Source organism: Rhodococcus sp. IEGM 1381 (assembly GCF_030056795.1).
Classification (GTDB): Bacteria; Actinomycetota; Actinomycetes; order Mycobacteriales; family Mycobacteriaceae; genus Rhodococcoides.
This window is the reverse complement of record NZ_JASHKQ010000001.1, coordinates 1,253,217-1,273,013: the sequence shown is the minus strand read 5'-3', so window position 1 is coordinate 1,273,013 and position 19,797 is coordinate 1,253,217. Positions and strand designations below refer to the sequence as shown.

Annotated in this window: 23 protein-coding genes; 13 read left to right on the top strand and 10 right to left on the bottom strand. The window is 61.3% G+C overall.

Going from position 1 to position 19,797, the window contains the following annotated elements:
• Positions 1 to 52: 52 nt before the first annotated feature.
• Complete coding sequence (locus QM797_RS06115; RefSeq protein WP_283274298.1) at positions 53 to 724, top strand: TetR/AcrR family transcriptional regulator; 672 nt, start codon at positions 53 to 55, stop codon at positions 722 to 724.
• On the top strand, positions 721 to 1,653 hold the full coding sequence (locus QM797_RS06110) for a TIGR01777 family oxidoreductase (RefSeq protein ID WP_283274296.1): 933 nt from the start codon (positions 721 to 723) through the stop codon (positions 1,651 to 1,653). The genes QM797_RS06115 and QM797_RS06110 overlap by 4 nt, the downstream gene beginning before the upstream one ends.
• 18 nt (positions 1,654 to 1,671) lie before the next feature.
• Here the strand turns inward: QM797_RS06110 and QM797_RS06105 are convergent, their stop codons facing one another.
• The 3 genes from QM797_RS06105 to QM797_RS06095 are packed head-to-tail and all read right to left on the bottom strand — an operon-like array spanning position 1,672 to position 5,116.
• Entirely contained in the window at positions 1,672 to 2,427 is a 756-nt protein-coding gene (locus QM797_RS06105) for an SDR family NAD(P)-dependent oxidoreductase (RefSeq protein WP_283274295.1), read from the bottom strand.
• A complete protein-coding gene (locus QM797_RS06100; protein ID WP_283274294.1) occupies positions 2,424 to 3,980 on the bottom strand; it encodes an acyl-CoA synthetase in 1,557 nt (518 codons plus the stop codon). The genes QM797_RS06105 and QM797_RS06100 overlap by 4 nt, the downstream gene beginning before the upstream one ends.
• An 11-nt stretch (positions 3,981 to 3,991) precedes the next feature.
• On the bottom strand, positions 3,992 to 5,116 hold the full coding sequence (locus tag QM797_RS06095) for a DUF5938 domain-containing protein (protein WP_283274293.1): 1,125 nt from the start codon (positions 5,114 to 5,116) through the stop codon (positions 3,992 to 3,994).
• 242 nt (positions 5,117 to 5,358) lie between these two features.
• On the opposite strand from QM797_RS06095, the gene QM797_RS06090 reads away from it, so the two are divergent.
• From QM797_RS06090 to crcB, 3 genes are all read left to right on the top strand, one after another.
• Complete coding sequence (locus tag QM797_RS06090; RefSeq protein ID WP_283274292.1) at positions 5,359 to 5,997, top strand: TetR/AcrR family transcriptional regulator; 639 nt, start codon at positions 5,359 to 5,361, stop codon at positions 5,995 to 5,997.
• A 127-nt stretch (positions 5,998 to 6,124) separates the two neighbouring features.
• Complete coding sequence (locus QM797_RS06085) at positions 6,125 to 6,628, top strand: fluoride efflux transporter FluC (protein WP_283274291.1); 504 nt, start codon at positions 6,125 to 6,127, stop codon at positions 6,626 to 6,628.
• The gene (gene crcB, locus QM797_RS06080) at positions 6,625 to 6,996 is read left to right on the top strand and encodes a fluoride efflux transporter CrcB (protein ID WP_283274289.1); all 372 of its coding nucleotides are present in this window, start codon (positions 6,625 to 6,627) and stop codon (positions 6,994 to 6,996) included. The genes QM797_RS06085 and crcB overlap by 4 nt, the downstream gene beginning before the upstream one ends.
• 21 nt (positions 6,997 to 7,017) lie before the next feature.
• Here the strand turns inward: crcB and QM797_RS06075 are convergent, their stop codons facing one another.
• Complete coding sequence (locus QM797_RS06075; protein WP_283274288.1) at positions 7,018 to 7,491, bottom strand: GNAT family N-acetyltransferase; 474 nt, start codon at positions 7,489 to 7,491, stop codon at positions 7,018 to 7,020.
• A 209-nt stretch (positions 7,492 to 7,700) separates the two neighbouring features.
• On the opposite strand from QM797_RS06075, the gene QM797_RS06070 reads away from it, so the two are divergent.
• Positions 7,701 to 8,174 (top strand): hypothetical protein, encoded by a 474-nt coding sequence (locus QM797_RS06070; protein ID WP_283274287.1) that lies wholly within the window; start codon positions 7,701 to 7,703, stop codon positions 8,172 to 8,174.
• A gap of 73 nt (positions 8,175 to 8,247) precedes the next feature.
• On the opposite strand, the gene QM797_RS06065 is transcribed toward QM797_RS06070, so the two are convergent.
• The 3 genes from QM797_RS06065 to QM797_RS06055 all read right to left on the bottom strand — a co-directional run bounded on the left by QM797_RS06065 (position 8,248) and on the right by QM797_RS06055 (position 10,195).
• Positions 8,248 to 8,817, bottom strand: coding sequence for a cysteine hydrolase family protein (locus QM797_RS06065; protein ID WP_283274286.1), 570 nt, complete (start codon positions 8,815 to 8,817; stop codon positions 8,248 to 8,250).
• Between the two features lie 257 nt (positions 8,818 to 9,074).
• Positions 9,075 to 9,548, bottom strand: coding sequence for a DIP1984 family protein (locus QM797_RS06060; protein WP_283274283.1), 474 nt, complete (start codon positions 9,546 to 9,548; stop codon positions 9,075 to 9,077).
• Between the two features lie 149 nt (positions 9,549 to 9,697).
• Positions 9,698 to 10,195 carry a MarR family winged helix-turn-helix transcriptional regulator gene (locus tag QM797_RS06055; protein ID WP_283274282.1) on the bottom strand — a complete coding sequence of 166 codons (498 nt, stop codon included), beginning with the start codon at positions 10,193 to 10,195 and terminating at the stop codon, positions 9,698 to 9,700.
• A gap of 142 nt (positions 10,196 to 10,337) precedes the next feature.
• Between QM797_RS06055 and QM797_RS06050 the strand changes: the two genes are divergently transcribed.
• From QM797_RS06050 to QM797_RS06035, 4 genes are all read left to right on the top strand, one after another.
• A complete protein-coding gene (locus QM797_RS06050; RefSeq protein ID WP_283274280.1) occupies positions 10,338 to 11,264 on the top strand; it encodes an EamA family transporter in 927 nt (308 codons plus the stop codon).
• 190 nt (positions 11,265 to 11,454) lie between these two features.
• The gene (locus QM797_RS06045) at positions 11,455 to 12,786 is read left to right on the top strand and encodes a glycosyltransferase 87 family protein (protein ID WP_283274277.1); all 1,332 of its coding nucleotides are present in this window, start codon (positions 11,455 to 11,457) and stop codon (positions 12,784 to 12,786) included.
• Positions 12,783 to 13,541 (top strand): hypothetical protein, encoded by a 759-nt coding sequence (locus QM797_RS06040; protein ID WP_283274276.1) that lies wholly within the window; start codon positions 12,783 to 12,785, stop codon positions 13,539 to 13,541. The genes QM797_RS06045 and QM797_RS06040 overlap by 4 nt, the downstream gene beginning before the upstream one ends.
• Positions 13,542 to 14,055: 514 nt before the next feature.
• Entirely contained in the window at positions 14,056 to 14,574 is a 519-nt protein-coding gene (locus tag QM797_RS06035; protein ID WP_283274275.1) for a hypothetical protein, read from the top strand.
• A 52-nt stretch (positions 14,575 to 14,626) separates the two neighbouring features.
• On the opposite strand, the gene QM797_RS06030 is transcribed toward QM797_RS06035, so the two are convergent.
• Together QM797_RS06030 and QM797_RS06025 are read right to left on the bottom strand one after the other, a co-directional pair.
• Entirely contained in the window at positions 14,627 to 16,072 is a 1,446-nt protein-coding gene (locus QM797_RS06030) for a DUF6924 domain-containing protein (RefSeq protein ID WP_283274274.1), read from the bottom strand.
• Between the two features lie 43 nt (positions 16,073 to 16,115).
• Positions 16,116 to 16,847, bottom strand: a complete 732-nt coding sequence (locus tag QM797_RS06025) for a dienelactone hydrolase family protein (RefSeq protein WP_283274273.1) — start codon at positions 16,845 to 16,847, stop codon at positions 16,116 to 16,118.
• A 272-nt stretch (positions 16,848 to 17,119) separates the two neighbouring features.
• Between QM797_RS06025 and QM797_RS06020 the strand changes: the two genes are divergently transcribed.
• The gene (locus QM797_RS06020) at positions 17,120 to 17,494 is read left to right on the top strand and encodes a PLD nuclease N-terminal domain-containing protein (RefSeq protein ID WP_283274272.1); all 375 of its coding nucleotides are present in this window, start codon (positions 17,120 to 17,122) and stop codon (positions 17,492 to 17,494) included.
• A gap of 11 nt (positions 17,495 to 17,505) precedes the next feature.
• Here the strand turns inward: QM797_RS06020 and lepB are convergent, their stop codons facing one another.
• Positions 17,506 to 18,258 carry a signal peptidase I gene (gene lepB, locus QM797_RS06015; protein ID WP_283274271.1) on the bottom strand — a complete coding sequence of 251 codons (753 nt, stop codon included), beginning with the start codon at positions 18,256 to 18,258 and terminating at the stop codon, positions 17,506 to 17,508.
• A gap of 143 nt (positions 18,259 to 18,401) precedes the next feature.
• Here lepB and QM797_RS06010 point away from each other — a divergent pair, with 143 nt between their 5' ends.
• Both QM797_RS06010 and QM797_RS06005 read left to right on the top strand, forming a co-directional pair.
• Positions 18,402 to 19,262 (top strand): SMI1/KNR4 family protein, encoded by an 861-nt coding sequence (locus tag QM797_RS06010; RefSeq protein WP_283274270.1) that lies wholly within the window; start codon positions 18,402 to 18,404, stop codon positions 19,260 to 19,262.
• Positions 19,263 to 19,276: 14 nt separating this feature from the next.
• Positions 19,277 to 19,768 (top strand): MTB12 C-terminal domain-containing protein, encoded by a 492-nt coding sequence (locus QM797_RS06005; RefSeq protein WP_283274269.1) that lies wholly within the window; start codon positions 19,277 to 19,279, stop codon positions 19,766 to 19,768.
• Positions 19,769 to 19,797: the final 29 nt, after the last annotated feature.

Genomic DNA, 19,797 nt, shown 5'->3' with positions numbered 1-19,797 from the left:
CAAACACCGGTCTATGGTCGAATTTGAACACGTTCAGAAATGAGGCGAATCGATGGCTCGCACGTCCGACACCCGAGACAAGGTGGTCGAGGTAGCTCTTCGCCTGTTTCGCGAGGAGGGGTTTCAGGCAACCACCATGCGTCGCATTGCCGACGAAGCAGGCGTCTCACTGGGGAATGCCTACTACTACTTCGCCGGCAAGGATGAGCTCGTCAACGAGCTGTACATGGTGATTCAGCGCGATCATCGCGAGCGTGCGTTGAGCGTTCTCGTCGACGGCAGCTCACTGTCCGAAAATCTTGCCGCCATGTTGCATTCCGGCCTGGACGTGATGGAGCCCTATCACGCGTTCGGTGGATCCTTCCTGCATTTGGCGTTGCCGACGAGCACGAGCTCCAGTCCGTTCTCGGAAGAATCGTCCGACGCCAGAACTATGGCCATCGACCTCATGCGAACCACCCTGAGCGCGTCGAAACAGAAGGTTCCTGCGTCCCTGAAAGACGCTCTCCCGACACTGCTCTGGATGATCTACATGGGAGTCACTTTGCACTGGGTGACCGACTCCTCGGACAACCAGCGACGCACTCGCGCACTGGTCGACGGGCTCGTGCCCGTCGTATCCAAGGCCGTCCGCCTTGCTCGTCTCCCCGTGGCGCGGGGGCTGGTCACCGACGTGGCCGGTCTGTTGAAACGAATGACCACTTCGGAAGGGTTGGACCAGTGAATGATTCACTAGCGACTGTCGTCATCTGCGGTGCCTCCGGCTACATCGGGCAGTATCTGCGTCGAGCCTACGAAGCGCGCGGAATTCGAGTCCGGACCATCGGCCGCGGAACCTCGAGCGACGCAACGTGGTCCGACCACCGCAGCGTCGTCGATGTACTCGACGGCACCGATCTCGTCGTCAACCTCGCGGGCCGGTCGGTGAGCTGTCGCTACAACAAGACCAACGCCGACGCGATCATGTCGTCGCGAATTCAGACGACCGCCCAACTCGGGCGTGCCTTGGCTCAGGTACCGAACCCACCCGAGCTGTGGGTCAACGCGAGCACCGGAACCATATATCGCGACTCGCGTGATCGGCCGATGGACGAGCGATCGGGTGAGCTGGGGTCGGGCTTCTCGGTCGAGGTAGCTCGCGCCTGGGAACGTGAATTGTTCGACGCTGATGTGGCCATTCGCAGAGTGGCGCTTCGTCTGTCGATCGTATTGGGCGCAGGCGGCGGGGCCATCAATCCGATCATCGATCTGGCACGAGTCGGTCTCGGCGGCACGATGGGCGACGGCGGTCAGATGTTCAGCTGGGTGCACGTCGCGGACGTTGCACGTGTGCTCGATCATCTTCACGACAACCGAGGCATTTCCGGTCCTGTCAACGTTGCCACTCCGTTCCCGGTGACCAACGAAGAGCTGATGCATCAGGTCAGGAACGCGATGGGCCGGAGCCGCGGATTGCCGACTCCGGCGTGGCTGCTGCAATTCGGTGCTCGGGTGATTCGCACCGAGGCAGAGCTGGTCTTGAAGAGCCGATGGGTGGATCCACATGTGCTGACAGACAGCGGTTATCAATTTCGATACCCGAAGCTGGACGACGCGCTGGCCGACATCGCGTCCGAGACGCCCCGTGGGTTGCTCCCCGTCGCCCTGGGATGACGGGGAGCACCGCGACTTCTACACCAGCGACGCAGACAGCCCGCCATCGAGGATGTAGTGGCTACCGGTGATCCACGATGCCCGGTCGGATGCGAGGAACAACGTCACTTCCGCGATGTCCTCGGGTGTTCCCAGTCGTCCCTGCTTCGCGGCGACCAGGTCTCCGAATGGAATCTGTGTCGCGGCCTCGAAGTCCGGGACCAAGCGGTCGACCATTGCGGTATCGGCGAATCCGGGACATACGGCGTTCACTCGCACTCCCGATGCCCGCATCTCGATGGCCGCCACACGGGTGAGCTGAATGACCGCAGCCTTTGTGGCGCAATAGGAACCGAGCAACGCTGTTCCACCGACGCCGGCCAACGACGCGATGTTGACGATGTTCCCCTTCGATTCGATCAGTGCGCCGATCGCGGCCTTCATCACCAAGAACGTGCCTTTGACGTTGACGGCGTAGATCTTGTCGAAGCTTTCCGTCGACTGCTGTAGCAGCGGTGACGATACTTCGATGCCGGCGTTGTTGATCACGATGTCGAGTCCACCCAGAATCTCGACGGCCTGGGCGACCGCGGTCTGAACTTGACCCTCGTCGGACACATCACAGTTCGCGATACCGGCGGCACCGATCTCTTGTGCCGTCTTGGCCGCTGCACCTTCGTCGATGTCGCTGACGACGACGCGTGCACCGCGCTCGATGAACATCGTGGAGATGGCTTTTCCGATACCGGCTCCGGATCCGGTGACGAATACTCGCTTGCCCTCGAACTCGGTCATGGTGTGCTTCCCTTCGATAGTGAGTGAGACATGGTGCTGCGCACTTCGGTCTTGAGGATCTTTCCCACCTTCGAGCGGGGAAGGTCGGTCCATATCTGAATCTCTTTGGGCGTCTTGATACTTCCGATCATTGCCTTCACATGGGTGATCAGGTCAGTGTCGGATGCATCCCGGCCAGGACGCAGAAGCACTGCGGCGGTGACGCGTTCACCCCACTTGTCGTCGGGCAGACCGACGACGGCGCATTCCTTCACCGCCGGATGCGACAACAGAGCTTGCTCCACTTCGGCGGAGTAGACGTTGAACCCGCCGGTGATGATCATGTCCTTGGCACGATCGACGACATACAGATAGCCGTCGCCGTCGAGATACCCGATGTCGCCGGTGTGGTGCCAGCCGTGTGCGCCGACTTCGGCTGTGGCGTCTGGGTTCTCGTGATAGCCCTGCATCACCAGTGGCCCGCGAACCACGATCTCGCCGCGCTCGCCACCATCGACCAATCCACCGTCGGCGTTCATGATCGCCACAGTCGTCAGGGGCGTCGGCTTGCCGGCCGAGCTCAGCCTCTCTGTCGCAATGGAACCGTCACTGCGGAAGTGGTCTGCCGGAGCGAGCGTAGCGATCATGTTCGGTGCCTCGGTCTGCCCGAAGAGCTGTCCGAGAACCGGCCCGATTCGTGTCAGCGCCTCTTCCAGTCGAGTCGGCGACATCGGTGCGGCTCCGTACCAGAGGCACCGCAGCGACGACAGGTCCGTGATGTCGAGATCCGGATGATCGAGCACACCGTAGATCACTGTCGGCGGAAGAAACGCGTGGGTGATTCCGTGTTTCTCGATGAGGGTAAGGAACTTTCCGACGTCAGGAGCGCCCATGACAACGACGTGTCCACCCAGACTGAGGATGGGGAACGTCAGCACTCCAGCAGAGTGAGTCAATGGCGCGAGAGCCAGGTACCGAGGCCGGTCGCCGAAGGGATAGCTCATGAGTGCTGTTGCCGTGGAGGTCATCATGTTCTCCTCGGTCAGCCTCACCCCCTTGGGTTTTCCGGTCGTGCCACCGGTACCGGCGATCATGCACAAGCCGTCGGCCGGTCGTCTTTCGGCAACAGAATCGGAGCCGTGTTCGACGAGCCATCGCTCGTAGGAGAGCGCTCCGGGCACGTCCCCGTCCAGACAGACGAGCCATTCCAGCCGAGGGAGCTGGTCGCGAATACGACCGACGAGGTCCGCAAAGGCACTCTGGAAGAACAGGAATCGGCAGCCGAACAAGTCGAACAGTTGACGGTTCTCGTCTGCTTCGTTCCGTGGATTGATGGGGCACCACACCGCCCCAGCCCGCGAGATCGCGAACACGCAGGTCAGCGCCAGCGGATCGTTGGCGGAGAGCACGGCGACCCGATCGCCGGCCTCGATTCCGTTGTGCTGCAACGCAGCAGCGATGGCCACCGTGTCGTCGTACACCTGGCCGTAGTTTCGAGTGGTATCACCGATGGTGAGACAGGGGGCATCTCGGCCCAGCGACACCCCTTTGTCGAGGTAGTCGGACAAACGCATCGGCCCTGTCCTCAGCTGTGCACGGTGACGATGGGCTCGAGCACCAGCCCGAAAGCGCGAAGAACGCCGAGCAGCTCCCGATGCCCGAATGCCTGGCAGCTGGACGCGAATCCCACCTTCTTCGGCGGCCCCTGCAGCAGATGCGCCGCGGCGAAGGCGTTGAGCAGTGCGGTCTGCTTGTAGTTGCAGTTGCCGTGAATCACCGTGTGCACGCGCCCGAGCGGTCCCGACGCATACACCGAGTCCAGCGAGGTGTTGATGCGCGGATTCTCCCGGGGTGGTGTCTCGCTCCGTACCGAGGCAGAGACCGTGTCGATGATCTGGTACTTCTCCGCATCGGACTTGCCCTCCATCTGAGCCATTGCGGCGGAGATGATTTGGGGTACCGCCAGCATGAGGGGCTTGTTGATCACGCCGCCGAGGGCGCGAGCGTTCGCAACGCGAGGATCGTTCTTGAACCACACCGGATGGGACGTCCCACCCCACGGAAGCGCCAGGCCCAGATCGTGCTGGCCGGGCACCACCACCTGCATGACTCCGTCGTCCGGCCACTCCACGTACTCGTTCTGTTCGAGGTAATAGGCCTTGGAGAACGCGGCGTTCGTGAGAATCGTATTGGTCGACGCGACCGTCGGATGACCCTTCCAGAAGACCTCGATGTCGAGGGTGTCCAGCCCCGGTGTCTCGAGGCAGATGTTCGCGGCAATTTCACCGATGCTGTACATCTGCGCCAAACCTGGCGTGAGCACCAGGTTTCGGGAGGCGAACTCGGCACCGTATTTGGTTTCGGCGTCGATCATCCAGTCCTGCTCACCGGTGGTGTCGGTGTAGTGCGCGCCGATCTCGAGGCAGGCTTGGGCCACCTCGTGCCCGAATCGAGAGAACGGCCCGACCGTGTTGAGGACGATCTCGGCCCCTCGAAATGCCTCGGCCAGGGCCGCAGCGGTGTGCTCGACCTCGACGACGTCGTGTTCGACGGTCTCGATACCGGGCACCGCGTCGAGAATGCCTTTGACGCGGCCTTCGTCACGTCCGGCGGCCAGGAAGGCAATGTTGTACTCGCGCAGGTACTCACAGATGAGTCGGCCGGTATATCCCGATGCACCGTAAACGACGACGCGCTTGTCCGTTGGCATGGAAAGTCCTCTCGTGGACGGCCCGTCAGCAGGGCGGACCGAGTTGGGTTGCGAGTTCGAGCACCAGAGGGGACGCATGTTCATCCACCGTTCCGGCGTGTGCTGTGGGTCACAGTAAGCTAGAATTTGAACAGACGTCAAGCTTTTTCTTGACAACTGTCCAGAACGTGCGAAATGCAGTGGTTCGCGAACTCGCCGTCGGGCATACACTGGGACAACTACGCGCGGAAAGGACCCGGACCATGACACAGACGGTCGATCCGCGCGCGCGTATCGAAGAGCGCGCTCGCAACAAGTTCGAGTCCAAAAGAACCGAACTGGCTCAGGCGACGCTGCACACGCTGGCCGAGCTGGGTTACGCGCGCACCTCACTACGAGAGATCGCGCAGAACTCCGAATTCTCGCATGGCGTCCTGCACTACTACTTCACCGACAAACTCGACCTCATCACGCACGCAGTTCGCCAGTACGAGGCCATCTGCGTCACCCGCTACGACGAGGTGGTGGCCAACGCGGTCGACGCCACGGGCCTCTACGCAGACTTCGAGGCCAAGTACTTCGCCACTCTCGCTGCGGACGCCGGCATCCATCGACTCTGGTACGACCTGCGGAATCAAGCCCTGTTCGACGACTCGTTCCGTGCCGAGGTGCTTGAAATCGAAGAGCGTCGGGTGGACATGATCTGGCGCGTGGTTGCTCGCTATTGCGAGCTTCGCGGAACCACGCCTTCTCTCGATCGGGCGTCGGCGTACGTGCTTCTCGACGGCATCTTTCAGCGGGCCCTTCTGCACCACCTCGCGGGAAAGCCAGACGAGATCGATGCCGCACGAGCACAATTGCGCTCCGCTTTTGCGATGGTGGATTGCTCGACGCCTCAGTAAGTGCCATGATGGAAAACGCGCCTCGGTGCGCAGCGGCGGTGGGGCTCGCCGTAACCGAACCTCGGTCTTAGGACCGACAACAGTCCCTGTCTCGGCACTGGCATGTCCGCAGATAGGGAGAAGTTCGATGAAAGATTTCGACGAGACGCACGGCGGTACCTCCGCCGACCGATCCATTCCGGTAGACCCCGACAGCCCGGGTTCATCGCGTCCACTGCACCTCCAACCACAAGCGATCGCGGCGGTAGCCCTTGGTGGCCAGGTGGGCACCGGTATTCGTTACGGCGCGGAGTCGGCGTACCCAGCCGTCGCCGGCTCGTTCCCGTTCACCACTCTCGTCATCAACCTCACCGGTGCGTTCATCCTCGGAATGCTGCTGGAGCGCCTCGCACTGTCCGGCCCGGAAGACGGTTGGCGACGCCGAATCCGGCTGTGCATCGGCACCGGGGTAATCGGCTCGTACACCACGTACAGCTCGTTCGCCCTCGAGACCGTGGAGCTGTTGCGAGATCATCGCGTCGTGGCTGCCGCGGTGTACATGACCGTCAGCGTGGTCATCGGTACGTTCGCAGCCGGAGCGGGCATCGTTCTCGCGCAACGGTTCGGTACCCGGGCGGAGGAGAAGCGATGATCGCACTGTGGGTCGTTCTCGCCGGAAGTGCAGGGGCAGTGAGCAGATTCGTGCTCGACGGCTTCATCCGATCACGACTGAAAACCGAGTTTCCCTACGCCACAGTGTTGATCAACGTCACCGGTTCGGCCGTGCTCGGTGTCGTGGCGGGATTGGTCGCGTTCAGGTCGGCTCCGGAACAGGTCCAGGCGATAGTCGGCGTCGGATTCTGCGGTGGCTACACCACTTTCAGCACCGCGAGTGTGGAAACCGTGCGTCTACTCGAACGTCGGCGCTACGGGCTTGCGGCATACAACGCCATCGGTACGGCACTCAGTACCACCGCGGTGGTCGGCGTGGCCATGGTCGCGACGGCGTACATCCGATGATTACGAGCTTGTCGAGCTACGTCACAACTGGGCACGCATGGCAGGAAAGGCGTTGGTCACGAAACCGTTCCGTTGGTAGATGCCCTCTCCGGACGGTGTCGCCATCAGCTCGGCGCGCGCAATCCCGGTCTCACGAGCCCAGGCCATCACTGACTCGAACGCTCTGCGACCGAATCCGTTTCCGTTTCCGCGAGCATCAGGTGCAGTGCACACGTTGCTGATCAACACATCGCCCCCATCCGGTGACATAGGTGAGGGTGCGGCATCTCGAACGGCACCCACGGCGCAGGCCACGACAACACCGTTTTGCTCGACGACGAAGATGCTGTAATCGGAATCGTCCAATCGGCCGATGAACCAATCGACTGCATTGGTGCGCCAGCGTTCGTCGTCGGTGACACTTCCCATCGCTCGGAACATTTCGGCACGTAACTCGACGAGCGCGTCGACATCACCGATACTTGCCTGCCGAACCATCGCACCGTTCTCGCACATCGTCATCTCCTGTTTCTCTACCGACTATCGCGGATGTTGGTTCGTCCTTCGACGCTATCTTTTTTTGACTTCATCTGGACGGCCTGGGAACGGTGCGGCTGAAACATCCGGAGCAAAAATACCCAGGCACTCGCGACAGTGGTCGAGATCAGTAAGGGGCATCGTGCGGACGGCGTCCTCACTGTTCACGTGACCATTTCTGTCACACTATGACCGTGACTAGCGACGGCGATGAGCACCTTTGCGTTCAGCGGCAACCGGCGAGCTTCCGGCGTGAGTCGGCGGTGTGGCTTCCGATTACGCTGGCCTTTGCACTCACCGTTACCTTCATCGGTGTCGATCTTCGAGCGATTGTGTCGAATCCAGCCGTGATTCTCTTCGGCGCGGTCTTCGTTGTTCTGTCCCTCATCCCTGGAGCGGTCGTGAGCTTCTTCGCGGTTGCCGCAACAAGAGTTGCCGATCGATTGATGAGGGAAACGCTCTCGAAGGAAAACGCGCAATCGGTTGCCTCGCTTCACGGCACCTTGGCCGGGCTCGTGTCCGGCCTTCTCACATGGTGTTGGTTGCTGTTGAACGACTCGATCGCTGATACAGCAGCAGTCATCATCGCCATAGCTTTCGTCGCGTTGGTCGCGGCGACTTCTGCAGCTCGCGGGCTGCTAGCGAGACGATCGAGTCTCTGATCATCTGCAGGGAGCCCAAACCACCTAGCGTCTCCCGATCAGCCATACCGAGCGGTATCAAATTTCGATTGGATCAACTCGAGAGCAAATCGGCCGTCGTCACGATTGTCGCGAATTCACCGTTCAGGTTGGTCGCAGTCATGGCCGATAGCGTCGCGGCTGGAACAATGCTCCCGTCGAGTGCGACGCGATCGAACGTATGCGTCGCGTCGATGACGAAATAGGTTTCGTAGCCGAGGTTGCCTGCCATCCGCGCGGTTGTCTCGCAGCAGTGATTGGTGGTGATACCGCAGATCACCACCTGCTCGATGCCCTCATTCCGAAGCCAGGCGTCCAGATCCGGCGTGCCGTAGAAGCTCGAGTTGACCCGCTTGCTGATCAACAGATCAGGTGTCCCCACGAGGATGTCCTTGAAGGCGTGCCCCGCACCCTCCGGCGACAACGGCGACTGCGGGTTGTCGGAGTCGTGTCGAACGAACACGGTCGGCCACGACTCCGCCCTCCACTTGCGCACGAGTGCAGCGATATTGTTCTCGCACGACGGGTTGTCCCGCGGGCCCCAGAACTCCGAATCGTCGAATCCGGCCTGCACGTCGACGACGATCAGTGCGGGCCGTTGGAGTGATATCGATGGAGCATTCATACTGTGCAGACTAGCCGCGAACAGCGGCGCAGACCATGATGCCGGGTGGCCCCTTACCCACCCTCGTTCCCGTTCGATCAGCACACGGTAGTGCGATGTATGACGTGCGCCGTACTCCGTGAATTGTACTGAGCTGCACTGTGACCGGGTAAATACCCGTGACGCTGCTCACCACGCGGGAGAAGGGCCGGAAAACCGCCGGCCGCGGCACGTGCTCGCCTCGAACGAAAACTACCTACTACCCGGCACCTGACTCACTACTCGATCAGGTCGAATTCCCAGTTCACGCGTTGGATCTCCAGATCCACCAGCCGGATCTGTCTCGCGATATCGTCTGCAGTAGAGCGTAATTCGGCAACCGGAAGGGCTGCGACATACACCAACTCCGACCGCAGCTGTCGTGGACCATATCGACGCTCCTGATCGCGTCCCGATGCCGCATCCGCCGCCGCGGATATCGCCTTGTGGCGCATACGGAGCACGTCACGGGACGCGAGGGCATCGGTGACGGTTCCGTCCCGCACGGCCGCGGCACTGTTGGTCCGGTTGATTCGGCGGATGAGCACTTCGAGTCGATCGAGCGCAGATGCATACTCCGACAACAGAATCGATGCATCCTCGGCCGGTGACTCACCGTCCTGGTAGCGGGCATTCGCCAGAATCCGAACCTTCAGATGTTCGGTGCGCTTGATCAGTTCCCCTCGTTCAGCGAGGGCCTCGGCAAGCTTCATGATCTACACCTCGGCGTACTGGAACCGCAGGTGGAATGACTACGGGCGCTCATGCGCCTTTCGACGTGTCGAATTTGTTCATACGACAACAAGTACCACAGTTCGTCGAGATGCGGAAGAGCCTGTGCGAGTGACTGATCGCCGTACCCCTACCGGAGGTCCAGGAGAAGCCTTTTCAACAAGTCTGCAAGTTGGCTCCGCTCATCCGGATTCAGTGACCTGAGCAGAGCTTCCTCGTTGGCCACATGCGCGGGCAGCGCGGCATCCACTGCGTCCACTCCGGCCGGCGTCAATTGCACGATGACCACCCGACGGTTGGTAGGGTCGATTTCTCGTTCGATCAGTCCTTTGTCGGTCAGACGGTTCAAACGGTGCGTGACAGCGCCCGACGTCACCATCGCGCTGTCCAACAGCTGTCCGACAGTGAGGCGATGTAAAGCCCCCGCGCGACGCAGCGTCGCGATCAGGTCGAATTCACCTGATTGCAAACCGAATTCGATCAACACAGCCTGCGTGCGCTTGTCCAGAACGGACGCTGCCCGACTGATGCGGCCGATAACGGCCATTGGGCTGACATCCACATCGGGCCGCTCGGCCTGCCACTGCTGCACGATCCGGTCCACTGCATCGAGTTCCTCGTTCGCCATCGACTCACCACCCTTCAAAACTTCAGCGCTAAATTGTTTGACATTCTGCCACGCCGGTCCTAGCGTTCAACGCTAGATAGTTTAGCGTTAAGATGTTGGCCGACAATGTTCCGGAGATGAGCCCACAATGCGAACGCCCCGCATGCAGACACAACCAGTCGATGCCCGACGCCTCCTGCCCTCGACTCTCGGATTGACGGCCGCTTCCGCACTTGCCCCCATCCTCTGGGGCACGACATACCTGGTCACCACCGAACTTCTTCCCCCTGATCGGCCGATGACCGCCAGCGTGCTGCGTGCGGTGCCCGCCGGGCTACTTCTACTGCTCATCGCACCGGGCATCCCCAGCAAGGGGTGGCGACTGAAGACCGCGGCCCTCGGCCTTCTCAACATCGGCTTGTTCTTCCCGATGCTGTTCGTGGCCGCCTACCGGCTACCCGGCGGAATCGCCGCCGTCGTCGGGTCCGCGCAGCCGCTTGTCATCGTCGCGATATCGGTGATCTTCGGCTGGGGACGGACGCGACCCATCCAGGTTGGATGGGCCGCAATGGCCGTCGTCGGGGTTGCGCTGACGGCAGTGTCCGGCACAATCCGACTCGACGCCATCGGCCTCGCCGCCGCAGTGATCGGAGCCGTCAGCATGGCAACCGGCGTCGCCCTTACCAAGCGATGGGGCGTGCCACCCCACACCAGCCCACTCAATTCCACTGCGTGGCAACTACTTGTCGGCGGCATTGTCATTACTCCGCTGATTCCGATCGTCGACGATGGCCCATGGGCCATCGACATCAAGGCGGTTGTCGGCTATGCCTGGCTCGCGTTGGTAGGTGGCGCCTTGGCCTATTCACTGTGGTTTCGCGGTGCCCGCGCTCTTCCGACCACCAACGTCACGCTCCTTGGCGTGCTCAGCCCAGTGACTGCGGCTGTCATCGGATGGGTTGTGCTGGGACAGAACATGACCGGGATTCAGTGCATCGGGTTCGGTATCGCACTCATCGGTTCGATAGCCGGGCAGTTCGTTACTACGCGTCCGCCGCGACACGGGCCCGAAGCAGGTCCTACGGAATGAAACGCGCCTCATCGAATCGCCGCCGACATCAACAGAGCTCCTCGTTCCTGGCGAGAAACAAGTATGAAGTCTGGTTTTCGTCACCGGTTCAGGGTCTGGGTTCCGCCTGCCACGGAGACTATTTTATAAAACGACCGGTCAGTCCGTGTCGCATCCATTGTTGCAACCTCCACGTTCTATCGTCACATGTATGACGTCGTCCAGCTTCATGCCGCTGCGAGCCAGAACTGGCTCGCGTACGCATGCTGGGCAGCAAACCTTTGCCGGAGGCGCACGCGCACAGGTTGTTCCACCTAGCCTGGTCACCCCTGCACAAACCACGCCCAATCATCTTGGTCGTCGATGGCTGGCGGGGTCGTTGCTTGCAGCGTGCATTGCGATCGCCGCGCATGCGTACTTCCTGGGATGGAAAGTACCGTTCGGCCTCTTCGGCAACGGAATAGACACCATCGTCTACCGGCACGGCGGCGATGTCGTTCTGCTCGGTCAACCGTTGTACGAGTTCGCGCTGTTCGACGTCGGATTACCCTTCACCTACCCGCCGTTCGCGGCCTTGGCCTTCACCCCGCTTGCGCTAGTCACCGTGACGAGCGCCGTAACGCTACTGCAAGCGATCAACGCGTTGTTGGTCTACGCGACAGTGGTTCTGAGTTGGCGCGCCCTCGGTTATCGCAGCGGGGCAATGTATCTCGCCAGCGTAGGAATGGCGATTGCCTTCACCTGGCTCGAACCGGTACGCATGACCATTTGGCTCGGCCAGATCAACCTCCTGCTGCTCGTCCTGGTCCTGTTCGACCTCAGCCGAGACGAGGGCAGTCGCCTGCGCGGTGTAGGTGTAGGAATTGCTGCGGGGCTCAAGCTCACCCCCGCGTTCTTCGTCCTCTACCTGCTGTCGATCAGGCAGTGGCGTGCAGCGGTCACCGCGAGTGCCACCTTCGTAGTCACCGTTGCCACAGGATTCCTGATCATTCCCTCTGATTCTTGGAAGTTCTGGACTGCGACCATGGTCGACTCCGAACGAATCGGCGCACTCGCGTCACCGGCGAATCAGTCGATTCATGGAGCTCTGGCTCGTCTGTGGCCGGGCCATACACCGCCGTTCGTGGTCTGGTTTCTCCTTGCTGCCGCCGTTGCCGCCCTCGCCCTGTGGACAGCTGCACGCGCTCACAAAGCCGGAAAGACATTGCTGGCCTTGGTTATTTGCGGGCTCGCGACGCCGATGGTGTCGCCCTTCGCGTGGGGTCATCACTGGGTGTGGTGCGTACCGTTGGCCATCGTCGCCATCGACTACTCCATTCGCCGTCGCACCTGGTGGAGTTGGTTGGCACCGGTAGCGGTCACGGCACCCCTGATCGCCTGGTACTTCACCGACTACCGCGGAATCAAAGCAATCGGAATCTTCATGTTCGAGGGGTCCCCCGCATTCGCGGCGGCCGTTCAGTTCACCTACCCGGCAGTGTTTCTCGCAACCATTGCCGTCACCCTGCTTTCCTCGTTCCGCCGCGGCACGATGAACAGGTGACCGTCACCGTTTCCGTTCTCGCCGATCGTCCTGATCTCCTAAACCCGCTGTGGAACATGCACTCGTCGTGGCCGGCGTTCATGACCAAAGACCCGATCGGTTCGATGTATTTCGATCCCGCCATCTTCGAGCTGTTCGCCGACCACGTCCTCGTGTGTCAGGACGAGGCAGGTGCCGTGGTCGGCAAGGCCGTGTCCGTACCGTTCCATTTGCCGGACGCCGCCGCGCTTCCTGCCGACGGCTGGGACGGCGCGATCAGACGCGGCATCTCCACTCGACTCACCGGCGAGACCGCCAATGTTGTGTCGGCGCTCGAGATTTCCTTGACTTCGAGCTCCCAGGGACGAAGCCTGTCGATGACCCTGCTGGCCGCCCTTCGGGACAACGCAAGACGGCTGGGGTTCAGCGAACTCGTGGCTCCGCTCCGCCCCAACGGCAGAACCGATCTCGATGAACCGATCTCGTCGTACATCCACCGAACTCGGCCGGACGGCTTGCCGGTCGACCCGTGGCTCCGCGTCCACGTCCGTGCGGGCGGTCGCATCGACAGTGTCGCGCCGCGGTCGATGGTTGTACCAGGAACACTCGACGAGTGGCGGGAGTGGACGGGTCTGCCGTTCGACCGATCCGGGCCGGTGCACGTGGCGGGGGCACTGGTACCGGTGATAGCAGACGTGGAGCAGGGGACGGCCGTGTACACCGAACCGAATGTGTGGGTGCGGCATCCGACCGCTGCGCGACGCGATGGTGAGTAACCTGAGGTACGAGTAAATCTGCTCGTGCGATTCTGGTGGTCGCTCTGTGCGGATTACTGACATCCTGCGGCCACGTTCTGCCGTTCGTAGGAATCGACACCGAGTCGTATCGTCCATCCACCGCAAGCACTACGCGGACTCCGAACTGTACGGCAGAGGACATCGCCACGGCACTCACCGGCTCTGGGCCGTGTGATCCGAACATCACCGGCGACGCCCCCACGCTGGGCTACCCTCCGCGATATTTCGAGCCGGTGGAAGTACTCCGATGCGAACGGGCGCTCAGTGCCGATAACGCTCTGACGTTGGATTTGGTTCGTCTCCGCGGGGACGTCGACGCCGCGATGGACGCGTTCGCAACCGCCTCCGAACGCTACGTCAGCGGCATCTCGGTGAGCTGTGCAATGAGGTCTGAGCACCCGTCGGACTGTGGTTCGTCGACGCATCGGGTCGAGCATTTCGGCCGGCCTGGCCTGCCGAACCGTGCGGACTACGAGACGCGCCGCTGCGTACGTTGAACAACCTGAACGAATTCTCTCGGACCGTCTATCCCACCGGGTACGACTACGACTACGCGACCTTGTGTTCGGGCCCAGCAACGGCCGCCGATTTTCATGGGTACTCCGACAGCGAAGTTGCCAATGCAACTGAGCGCCGACGCACTGGCGATTCGATGCTTCCGCCCGCTTTGGTGGCACCTACCGACGACGTCGGATTCCTGCAGATCTGTATGTACCCGGTGTTCGACCGCGCCTCTGCCCTGCCGCCCGAGTACGGGACCGTTCCAGCAACGTCGCTCACCCTCGACCGGCCGGCCAGCATCGAATTGCTCGGCTACATCGTAGACGCACCCGTCGCGCAGCCGTGCTCGACTCCCGCTACACGGTTTGCCTGGACCGACCTGCGTCGCCCCGACGGTTCCGGAACTGCCAGGATCGCAATCGAATTGGACGGGTGTCGACGAGTCGCAGGATTGGGACCCCTCCGTGAACTACCGATTTCCGCATACGACATCCTGACCCGAGATCGGTAATGACATCGACTACTCGTGCAAGATCCGATGCCGGTCACCGATAGACCGGCCCCTACCCTGCGAATCCTCGGAACACTCCATCGTCGTCGGTGTTCTCGGAGAAGTCCTCGAAATCCATGTTCGCAATGGAGAGGTTGTTCTCAATTGACGCGATCTCGGACAGAACTACTCGGAATGACTGTCCAGGTTGATGACCCGTCTGTTCGGGTCCGGTATCGACTACCACGATCGGGCTCTCCGGATCGGTGATCGTCCGGTGGTCCGCGAGAAAGATGTAGTAGATGAGACTCTCACCGATCGACGCCAGAAGGGCATCGATCGTAAGACCGTTGTACCGCTCATTATCGATGCACGTCAGGTTGACATAGAAGTCCGTCTCGTCCCCGCCACCGGATGCCGTAACGGCCGCCACCAGCTCACGCCATGCGGCATCGTCGCTGAAGTCCGTACGTATCAGCAGCGATACGCCTCCCTGGTCGTCGAGATAGTCGTCCAGCGTGCGGCCGGTGCCGAGCATCGAATCCAGCTCCGACCGGCGCCGCTCTTCGTCGTCTTGCGCCAACGTATCTCGAATCTGATCCACTGATCTGTTGGGTGGATCTGGCGTCTCGATGGATGCGATGATGCGCTCGCAGTCCTCGGGAGAGATAGCCGTGAACCCCCGAATCTCGTAGGTCCACGGCCCGTTGTCCGCCCGATACACGGCCGGCATGTTCTGAACGGACCAATCCAATTGCGGTTCACCGAGTTCGGAGATCCACTGACGAAGCAGCATCTGAACGAACTGACCTGTGACGTGCAGATCGAGTGCACCGGTGCGCACGTCTCCACTCTGTGGCTGGTTGGTAATCCGCATGGGGAGCCAGGTGATGACCGGTTGAGGCATGCCAGCCAATTCACGGAGTTCAGCTTCGCGCTGTGCTTGCCCTGATGGAACAGCCTCGTCGGCCTGTTCTCGGATGGGACCGGACCACATGAAGATCGATGGATCGAAATCTTTGTCCAGAACCGGGTTCGCCAGCTCGAACCAGGCCGAATCACGCCTCCATGACAGAGCGATGCCCAAGACTGCGTCGATAACGTACGTGTCTTCCTGTCCGTTGGAAGGATCATGAATCTTGACCTCCCAACCCGCACGGCCACGAACTTCCACTCGATGAGGTGCAGTGATCGCCTCAACCGATTCTCGCCTGGAATGCGCCTCCACGTGAGGCCACCTGGCGTATGCATGCAACAGCCGCGCCGGACCTCCGCCCATGGTCGACATCATCCGGTGCGGTGACTTCTCGGAATGCACCATTACGCCGTCGTCCGCGACGTGATACAGGTCGGAGTCGTTCTCGACGAACGCGACCTCACCCGAAAGGTTTTCGTGTCGCCACAGCGATTTCGGCGTATGCCACACTCTCAGCGAGTAATCGCCTGGTCCGTAGATTTCTGCACGAACGGACCTGCCCATCGTGCTGTAGCTGAGTCCCCGAACCTGTGGCCACGTCATCGACATGTTCGCAAACCTTACAGTTGTGCCGGTTCGATCGGAGCTACTTCAGATGCCGGTCGAAGAATCTGTTTCCATCATCGCCTTCGAAGTGCGGGACACCGGTATGCCCACCCATGTTGGCGTGCAACGTTTTCTCGGTCGAGCCGAAGGCGTCGAACAGATTCAACGCCATGTTCCTGTCGTTTCCTTCGTCGTCCCATTGCAGTAGAACTTGCAGCGGAATTCTCACCTGCTTGGCCTCGTCGAACATATTGCGGGGCACGAAGCTACCGGCGAACAGCAGCGCGGCCGCGACGCGTGGCTCGACAACAGCGAGTCGAACGCCGATGGCCATCACACCTCCCGAATAGCCAACAGGACCAATAACTTCCGGGAGCGCGAGCAGAGAATCCAGAGCAGCCTGCAGCTCCGGTACCGCCTTCTCGACCAACGGAAGGACGAGTCGGTCGATGATGTCGTCGGTGACCGGCTCGCCGGCTCCGATCGCGTTTCGCAAATCTGCTCGAGCTTGCTCGGCGATGGCGGATCGCGGACGCTCCCCGCTGCCCGGTAGTTCGATGGTGGCCGCGACGTAACCTGCAGCCACCGCATGGCGTGCCCGAGCCGCGAGACGCGGATACATCATGTCCAGACCACCGGGATGGCCGATGAGAATCAAAGGTTTTGGAGCGGTGAGGAATACCGGGGTCCACAGGATTCCGGGAATGTCGCCGAGCGTGAACTTGCGTTCGAGAACATGATCATCGAGACGTTGTTCGGACGTGAAATGCATGGTCGCGCCTTTCGGGAGTGCTGTTCAACGGCGCTCCCGGACCGACCTGCTGTCAGATCGTGCCACTTCGAGGGAGCACCCATGTCGGTACTGCGTTCACGGGTATCACCTCCTCGTTTGTGTACGGCTCGTAGACGCTAACAAGCGGCACGGGCTCTTCGCCAACGATTATTTACAGACCAGAAGCCTCGCCCTTACCTGTCCAAAATCCGACGACCCCGCTACGATCCTCGATACAACAGACCGGATGGTCTCGAGCCTGGAGGATCCCAATGCCGTACGTCGGTTTGCTGGTGATGCTGTTGTGGGTGTTCTGCCTGATCGACGTGATCACAGCCGATGACGGCGGTGTGCGATATCTCCCTAGGATCGTCTGGCTACTGCTCGTGGTGTTCCTACCGTTGGCAGGATCGCTGGCCTGGCTGTTCGCGGGACGCCCCGTAGGCGGCGGAATCTGGGGAGGCCCCGGCGGCGGCGGTTACCGGCGGGCCGACAACTCCACGTTTCCGGAGTACGAGACACGACCCGGCCGCCAAGCTGCCCAGAATCCTGAAGCCGACGCCGAGTTTCTCCGTCGCTGCCGGGAACGAGCAGAGGAGCAGAGACAACTCGAGCGTGAGCGTCGCAAACGCGATCTCGGGTTCTGACCAGATGGGCGTCAGCGTTGCTGAATCGACGGCGACTCGATGGTTCCCCAGCGCGAGGGTGGCAACACGATCAGACGCGCCTTTCCGATGACATCGTCGACCGGAACAGTGCCGCCCAGTTCATCCCTGGCATGAGCTCTCGAATCGGCTGAGCCGCTTCGATTGTCGCCCATCATCCAGAGATTTCCTGAGGGCACGGTCACCGGCCCGAAGCAGCGACCGGATTGCGGCATCGTCTCGCACGTGAGCGTGTTCTCGACGAACGGGAAGTCCATGACGACGTATGGCTCGTCGAGAGGCTGCCCGTCGACTTCGACGCGACCTTGGGCGTCGCAACACTGCACGATCTGCCCGCCGGTGGCGATGACTCGTTTCACCAGATCGTTCTCGTCGGGCGCGACCAATCCGGCCCACGAACCCGTGTCCTGCAACGCCTTAGCGATCGGGTTGGTCGATCGCGTCGAGCTGTAGCCGACGTTCCACGACGAGGTCGGGGCCTCGAAGACCACCACATCACCGGGCTGCGGATCACCGAAGCGAAAAGTCATCTTGTCCACGGCAATTCGATCGCCGGTGCATCCAGTACACCCATGCAGCGTCGGCTCCATGGACTCGGACGGAATGAAGTACACCCGGCCGACGAACGTCTGTAGCAGCACACTCAGAACAAGCGCCACGACGACGAGGACGGCCGTCTCACGCAGCCAGGCCGGAACTCGGCGTCGTGGGGCGTCGCCGATGTCGGTCTCACGTGCAATGGTCATGTTTCCACCCTAGAGCCCGACCGTTGCGTAACATACTGCCCATATTGTTTTTGGGCCTTGTGTTGGTTTCCGGACGGCGAGATCGATGATCCCGTTGTCGGACATGGTCGTCTACCCGATCGCACCAAAGGAGAACAACCTCGATGAAGTGGTTCGTGTCGGCCCGCAGTGCCGAGACCATCAGCAGCACCATCCGCACAGGCGAAACAGTGGATTGGGACGGGGCTGTCACACAGGCAATACGGGCCGGTCGCGAGTTGACGCACGCGGACGACGGCTCGCCGCTCCAGCCCGGACGAAACTATCGAATCGGCGACGGTGAGGTGGTGTCGACTGGCTACACCGCACGCGAGGATGATCTGCGACTTCGCATGCAGCTGCGACTCGAGTACGACGCCGAAGCCGCGAACGTAACTCCACATCAGACCGCGTCGAGATCAGTTGACGAACAATGGGGCCGAATCTCCCATTGGCTCAGAGGCAACCTCTCGTCCGTCTCGATCGCCGGTGCCACGGAGGAACAGATCACCGACGCGATGCGCGCAACCGGCGGCCTGTGGCCCGAGGAATTGACGTCGTTCTTCCGTCTGGTCAACGGCTTTCCCCGCGAAAGCTGGGTATCGATGTTTCCCATGCACGAGCTGTTCGACCTCGACCGCGCGGTCAGCGAACGTCAGCTGGAGCTCAACATCTGGGGTGAGATCGACGCCGAGATGGGTGCCGAACCTCAGACCGATACGTCCGCTGGAGACTACGTCGGAACCTATTTGCCTCATTTCCTTCCGTTCGCGGGAGCAGACGGGTATCTGCTGTTCGTCGACGCTCGGCCGGGCCCTCTCCAAGGTTGCGTCACAGAATTCCAGAAGGTCGATGCCGACGGCGCAGGCCCCAAGTGGCCGTCGTTGAGCGCGATGTTGACGGACCTGGCCGACAGCCTCGAGAACGGCACAGTCTTCGATGGTCAGACTCCCTTCGTGGTCAACGGCCAATTGCGTTGGCAATAAGCAGAGATGAACCGATGAGACGTACTGGAATGGCCGCCATAGCTCTCGTGATGCTTGCCTGCGCCTGCGCCTGCGCGCCCGCCGAAGTCGATGAACCTCGGCTTCCGGTCGCATCGGTTCGTTCGACCCAGTTCTCCCCTCCCCCTCCGCCGGTCACCGATACTGTTCCCACCGCCGAGCAACTGACGAATCTCCTCGCCGCAAGCCTGAATTATGCGATACGGGAGGATAATCGGGCTCGACTGTTCGACGGCCCCGTCGAACGCAACGTGTCTCTCGCACGCGCGTGGGGTGCCCAGCCCGATCCACAACACATCGAATTCACGACGGTCGAGCCTGCAGGCCCGGACGCCGTCAACGCGAGCGGGCAAGGACACCTGGGAAATATCGAGCCCTATCCGGTCGGACCAATTCCCTTCGTCCGGTGGGACAACGAATGGAAAGTCTCCCGCGCGTTCGCCTGTGGATTCGTGGGCGCTTTCGACGGACACGACGCGTGCGCGTGAGAGACGCAGCTGCCGCAGTCGATCTCCAA

Coding starts and splice junctions, on each gene's coding strand:
- QM797_RS06115 (WP_283274298.1), top strand. CDS start 53: ATGGCTCGCACGTCCGACACCCGAGACAAGGTGGTCGAGGTAGCTCTT.
- QM797_RS06105 (WP_283274295.1), bottom strand. CDS start 2,427: ATGACCGAGTTCGAGGGCAAGCGAGTATTCGTCACCGGATCCGGAGCC.
- QM797_RS06100 (WP_283274294.1), bottom strand. CDS start 3,980: ATGCGTTTGTCCGACTACCTCGACAAAGGGGTGTCGCTGGGCCGAGAT.
- QM797_RS06095 (WP_283274293.1), bottom strand. CDS start 5,116: ATGCCAACGGACAAGCGCGTCGTCGTTTACGGTGCATCGGGATATACC.
- QM797_RS06090 (WP_283274292.1), top strand. CDS start 5,359: ATGACACAGACGGTCGATCCGCGCGCGCGTATCGAAGAGCGCGCTCGC.
- QM797_RS06085 (WP_283274291.1), top strand. CDS start 6,125: ATGAAAGATTTCGACGAGACGCACGGCGGTACCTCCGCCGACCGATCC.
- crcB (WP_283274289.1), top strand. CDS start 6,625: ATGATCGCACTGTGGGTCGTTCTCGCCGGAAGTGCAGGGGCAGTGAGC.
- QM797_RS06075 (WP_283274288.1), bottom strand. CDS start 7,491: ATGTGCGAGAACGGTGCGATGGTTCGGCAGGCAAGTATCGGTGATGTC.
- QM797_RS06070 (WP_283274287.1), top strand. CDS start 7,701: ATGACCGTGACTAGCGACGGCGATGAGCACCTTTGCGTTCAGCGGCAA.
- QM797_RS06065 (WP_283274286.1), bottom strand. CDS start 8,817: ATGAATGCTCCATCGATATCACTCCAACGGCCCGCACTGATCGTCGTC.
- QM797_RS06060 (WP_283274283.1), bottom strand. CDS start 9,548: ATGAAGCTTGCCGAGGCCCTCGCTGAACGAGGGGAACTGATCAAGCGC.
- QM797_RS06055 (WP_283274282.1), bottom strand. CDS start 10,195: ATGGCGAACGAGGAACTCGATGCAGTGGACCGGATCGTGCAGCAGTGG.
- QM797_RS06050 (WP_283274280.1), top strand. CDS start 10,338: ATGCAGACACAACCAGTCGATGCCCGACGCCTCCTGCCCTCGACTCTC.
- QM797_RS06045 (WP_283274277.1), top strand. CDS start 11,455: ATGACGTCGTCCAGCTTCATGCCGCTGCGAGCCAGAACTGGCTCGCGT.
- QM797_RS06030 (WP_283274274.1), bottom strand. CDS start 16,072: ATGACGTGGCCACAGGTTCGGGGACTCAGCTACAGCACGATGGGCAGG.
- QM797_RS06025 (WP_283274273.1), bottom strand. CDS start 16,847: ATGCATTTCACGTCCGAACAACGTCTCGATGATCATGTTCTCGAACGC.
- QM797_RS06020 (WP_283274272.1), top strand. CDS start 17,120: ATGCCGTACGTCGGTTTGCTGGTGATGCTGTTGTGGGTGTTCTGCCTG.
- lepB (WP_283274271.1), bottom strand. CDS start 18,258: ATGACCATTGCACGTGAGACCGACATCGGCGACGCCCCACGACGCCGA.
- QM797_RS06010 (WP_283274270.1), top strand. CDS start 18,402: ATGAAGTGGTTCGTGTCGGCCCGCAGTGCCGAGACCATCAGCAGCACC.
- QM797_RS06005 (WP_283274269.1), top strand. CDS start 19,277: ATGAGACGTACTGGAATGGCCGCCATAGCTCTCGTGATGCTTGCCTGC.